The sequence below is a fragment of the Pseudoduganella sp. RAF53_2 genome, from assembly GCF_052113985.1.
Lineage (GTDB): Bacteria > Pseudomonadota > Gammaproteobacteria > Burkholderiales > Burkholderiaceae_D > Rugamonas.
Map to the genome: position 1 here is coordinate 1 of NZ_JBFRDW010000449.1, position 5,114 is coordinate 5,114.

The 5,114-nt window shown below is 58.7% G+C and carries 4 protein-coding genes; 2 read left to right on the plus strand and 2 right to left on the minus strand.

Translation table 11 applies throughout. The features are described 5' to 3' along the window. Positions 1-2: 2 nt before the first annotated feature. On the minus strand, positions 3-896 hold the full coding sequence (locus AB4Z11_RS22550) for a DUF4214 domain-containing protein (RefSeq protein ID WP_442027800.1): 894 nt from the start codon (positions 894-896) through the stop codon (positions 3-5). Positions 897-1,221: 325 nt separating this feature from the next. Next, entirely contained in the window at positions 1,222-2,568 is a 1,347-nt protein-coding gene (locus tag AB4Z11_RS22555; protein WP_442027801.1) for a FecR family protein, read from the minus strand. A gap of 198 nt (positions 2,569-2,766) precedes the next feature. On the opposite strand from AB4Z11_RS22555, the gene AB4Z11_RS22560 reads away from it, so the two are divergent. Continuing rightward, positions 2,767-4,599 (plus strand): CHASE2 domain-containing protein, encoded by a 1,833-nt coding sequence (locus AB4Z11_RS22560; RefSeq protein WP_442027802.1) that lies wholly within the window; start codon positions 2,767-2,769, stop codon positions 4,597-4,599. Next, positions 4,596-5,114, plus strand: a 519-nt coding sequence (locus AB4Z11_RS22565) for a tetratricopeptide repeat protein (RefSeq protein WP_442027803.1), incomplete at its 3' end; no start/stop codon positions are given. The genes AB4Z11_RS22560 and AB4Z11_RS22565, both read left to right, overlap by 4 nt.

The window sequence follows — 5,114 nt, forward strand, 5'->3', positions numbered from 1 at the left end:
CACTACACCACTACACCAGCGCCACGGATCACGATATTTTCAACATTCTTGATCACGATGCCGGAAGGCAGAGTGCTACCAGTGGTCTTCTTGTCCAGCAGAACCAGGGTGTCGGAACCTGCGCCGCCGTCGACGGAGTCCAGAGCATTCAGGGAATCGTCGGTTGCGGTAGCGTTGCCGATAACAGCATTGTAGGTATCGTTGCCGTTGGTGCCGGTCAGGGTGTCAACGCCGGTGGTCAGGTTCGAGGTGGTGCTAGGGATCGAGCCACTCACCACGGTGTCCACAGCAGCCAGCACGTTAGCCTGGTAAGCGGCTACGTCGGTGGTTGCGGTTACGTCCTTCAGCAGGCCGGTTGCGGTTGCAACGGCAGCAGCGGTGGAGTAAGCGTTGATCTTTTCTGGAGTATCCAGAGCAGCGGTGAAAGCGGAAGCAACTTTCTGCTTGTTCAGCACAGCTTGTGCGTCCAGCAGACCTTGCGGGGTGGTGTTGCTCAGAGCACCTTCAGCGATAGCCAGAGCGGCGTCAGCGCGGCTCAGAGCACCCGAAGACAGGGCGTTGTACCAGAAGTCCCAGCCTGGGCCCAGGTCAGGGGTGCGGCCGATAACGTTCTGGAATACGGAAACCAGGAACTTGGAGATACCGATTGGGGAGTTGTCGGAGCCGTACAGGGCTTTGGACTCGTCCGAGGAAGCGAAGCTGTTAACCAGTTTGCTCAGGGCCGTGGTGCCAGCTTTGTCAGCTTGAACAGCAGCGTTCAGGGCGGTGATGTCCTTCGGTGCGCCGATGGAGTTCAGTTGAGCGGTGAAATTCTGCAGACCGAAGTAGTCAGCAGGACGGCCGAAATACGATACGTACAGTTGTTCAACAATTGCTACGTAGTCTTGTGCTGCCATGATATTTCCTTATAAAGGTGGTTTAAACCAAAGTTCTGCCGTCCTAGTAYAAACAGCGCTGTCTGCAACTTGGACACTTTTTTGCAGAAGTGCGAAGTATATTGCCACACTAGGGATGTGATGTTGTGACGGCCATCACAAAACTCATCTTTTTGTGGCGGAAACCACGGTTTTTTACACAATGTTGCAGGAGGTTTGCTTAATAAGCGGGCAAACTCAGCCAATTTGATATTTTTGGTGAGAATTTGATACTGCCAAAAGACAAGCAATTCTTATAAAAAAACGCAGGCAATTTGCCTGCGTTTTTAATTCCGATTTAATCGGATTATCTCTTCCAGGTCGTCCCGCCGACCACAGTCACCCCTGGATAAGCGGTGTTTTTGAAGACATATCCGGCCTCTTCAGCGTTAGGTCCRGACAGATAGCCGCGGATCTGGGTAGCTGAGCTGGCGCTGTTGGTCATAAGACCCTGATAATCGACTACGCCCTTTCCTGAAATATCGTACTTATCTTTGCCGGACGAAACTGACAAACCCGTCGTAAATGTCCTATCAACAAAGTTAATATTCAACTGTCCCGAATCCACATTGGCGCGGGCCTCGCTGCCGTTTGATTTCTGGACATACGCCTCACTGTTAGCCAGCGCAAATCCAACGATACCTTCCGTAGGCATGACGAGCGTTGCCCCCTTCATGCGTGCCACGGCATAGTCACCGACAAACTGCGGCGTATCAGTATTGTTGTTCTTGATTGACGCGGGCATCACGCCTTGGCCAGCGACGATACTCCAGCGCCCCCAAAACACTTCCTGTGGCTTCGGCGGCGCCGGTGTTGGATCGGTAATGACCACAGGAGGAGGCGTCACGATCGGCGGTGGTGTAGGCGTTCCATTATCCGCCCCGGAAGAAGGCGGCGTTCCGGCACCCACAGGGCGCACTGCATTCAGCGACAGTGCGGTGCGCTCTGGATCAAGGTTTACTTGCGCCGGCCCTAGCGCGCTGCCTTGGGTCACTTTGCCAACCGGCTCGTCGGAACGAGGTTTCTCGTTCTGATCAGGCGACAAAGATGGATTATTCAGCAATTGCGGCGCCGTCTGGCCGCGGCGTACCTGCAACAGCATCCCCGCTTGGCCGGCAAACAATTCGCGGCTCGCATTGCCCTCGCAAGGACCGACGCCCTCACTGGAGCAGCCAGCGGCGAACGGGCTCATCACGACACCACCAGAAACCACCACCACACGCGAAGTCTGCTGGTCGGTGTATACAATAAAGTCGGTACCGCGCACGCCGATGGCGGCGACAGGTGTATTGAAGCGGAAGTTCTGACGTGCCTGCTTGACGGCCTTGCCGGAAATGGCACGGGCCACACCCTGGCTCAACTCCAGCTTCACATGCGTATTGGACGGGTTGGCCTTATCGACCCGATAAGTTACCACGCGCGCTTTGCTGTTCGGGCGCAGAATCAGGAAGCCCTCATCCGTGGTCTTCATATAAACATAACCATCGGCGCCGGTCGTGACCTCATCGCCCTCTTGCACAGCGGCATCAACCACGGCAGCGTGATTGGCAAGCTGGACTTGACCGGTCACGAATATGACGCGGCCGGCCTCGCCGCCCCAGGCCAGGGAAGCGGTCAGCAACAAGCCTGCGCCGATGATATGGTTGCGTAGCATAAATTTCTCCTTATGCTGTATTGTCCGCTCTAACGATGAAAAGTCTGTGACTGCCATCACATCTTACATCTGTTACAGATCGTTACTGACAAAGCCCTACATTTTACTGCATGGGGAGTCATGCGGTTATACTAGCAATTTATTCACTACTGTATTCCGCCTGCAACACTGCATACCGGCGCGCCGGCTGACACCTCCATGACGATTCCGGTTAATCTCCGCGCCACCCTTGCTCCCGCCGTACTATTGCGAAGTCTGATCGCCACCGCCGCTGTAGCGCTGTGCGTTTTGCCGCAGTGGCAGGCTGCGCCAAACTGGATGCACGTGGGCGACGAATGGCTGCGCGATCAATTTATCCGGATGCAGGCCCAGGAGAAAGACGAGGACCGCATCCTCGTTGTGGATATCGACGAATCAAGTCTGGCGGACCAGCCCTGGCCATGGCCACGGTCACACATAGCCGACTTGATCGAGCAATTGCTGGAGGACGGCGCCAAGGGTGTCGCGCTCGACATCATGATGGAGAAGCCCGTCGATGCCGGTGGCGACACACGCATTGAAATGCTCGCCAAGCACGGCCCCGTTGTGCTTGCCCAGATGTTCGATTATGCACCGCGCAGCACGCCATTGATGACCGGACAGCTTGGCGGCGGCGTGCCGACCACCACCCAGGCTGGCGCCGTACCCGCAAGCGGTTATATTGCCAACCATGCCGGACTGGCTGGGTCCCACCACTTCGGCAACATCGGCTTCATCCCTGACCCTGACGGCGTACTGCGCCGCGTGCCCATGGCTACCTGGTTCGGCGGCCAGCTCTACCCTACCCTGTCGCGTGCGCTGCTTGATTGCTGCAGCGGCCCCAAACCGCAAGAGCTGTCCGGAGGACTGGTGCGGGTCCCTTACTCGCGCACCTTGAATTCCTTTGTGGTCGCCAAGGCAGGCGATGTGCTGGCGGGCCGCGTACGGCCGGAGGATGTGGCGGGACGTCTGGTGCTGATCGGCTCCTCCTCGCTGAGCATTGGCGATCGTGTCGCAACGCCGTTGAATGAATCAACCGCCGGACTGCTGGTGCACGCCGCCATGCTCGAAGGCCAGTTGGACGAACAGGCGGGCTTAGCCCCCAAGCCCTGGCCAGGACGCCTGATGGCTATCCTGTTTACGTTAAGCGTGGTGCTGTTCGCCAGCTACACCTTGCCGCGCCTTTCTGCCGCCATCAATGCGCTGCTGCTGGCAGGTACATCGCTGGCCTGGCTGGCATTGGCCTACGTTTTGGCGCCGCATGATCCCATGTTTGCGCCCGCCGCGCCACTGCTGTCGAACCTATTCCTGCTGGCCGTAGCCGTGCCCTTCCACTGGCAGCAGGCCCAGCAGCGATCACGCCAGCTGCTCGGCACCTTGCGCCAATACGTGGCAAAAGCCGTGGTGGACGAACTGCTGCGCAGCGACATGAAAGACCCGTTGGCGCCACGCCTGCTGCAAGTCACTACCCTGATTGCGGACATGCAAGGCTACACCTCGCAAGTCGAATCGCTCTCGCTGGATGAAGCCGCGCGCCTAACCACCGATTTCCTCGATTGCCTGACTCGTCCCGTGCTGGAAAAACAAGGTACGCTGGACAAGTTCACCGGCGATGGCCTGGTGGCATTCTGGGGCGCGCCGCTGCCCAACGAAGAACACGCCGACCTGGCACTGGATGCAGCACACATGATCCTGAAGGAGGTAGCGGAATTTAGCCGCCGCCGCGGCGAGAAGGGCTTGCCGCCACTGCGTGTACGCATCGGCATCGAGAGCGGCGCCGCCATGGCGGGCGACTATGGCACCAGCTTCCGCAGCATCTATACTGCTGTGGGCGACAGTGTTAACACCGCTTCCCGTCTGGAACAGGCCGCGCGCGACTATCCCTATGATGTCATCATTGGCGAAGGAACGGTTGCGAACTCGCGCCGCCATCGCTTTCTGCCTCTGGGCGAACGCCATCTGCGCGGGAAGGAAAAAACGATTCGCGTCTATACATTGGAGCCGCAGGCATGATGAAGCGCCACTTGCCCTGGCTCACCGCGCTGCTGCTGGCAAGCTCGGTCCACGCGTCGCCACCCGACGCAGCGCTTGAAGCGGTTGCAGCCGACCCTGCCCCGGCAGCGCCCACATACGCCCCCGTTAAACAGGAGGAGCTGTATCGCGCTGGCCTGCAAGCCGTCGCCGAGGGACGCCTGGAAGATGCAGCCGTTTTGCTGGAGCGTTTTATCGAACAGGAGCCGCGCCACGCCGGCGCCTTCCTGGAACTCGCCATCACATACTGCGAGCTGGGCAACGCCACCGAAGCCGAGCGCCTGTTCAAGACCGTGGAGGAACGCTTCGATCCTCCACCAGGCATCACGGAGGTAATTGCCTCGCACCGCGCCGCGGGCTGCAAGGTGCGCACGATTCGCCCCGCGTCCTGGCTAGTGAGCGCAGGCCGCGGCCGCGACTCGAACGTCAATCAGGGCGCCAGCGATTCGAATTTCACGATCGGCACCGGCAGTAATCAGACCGACCTGGAACTGTCG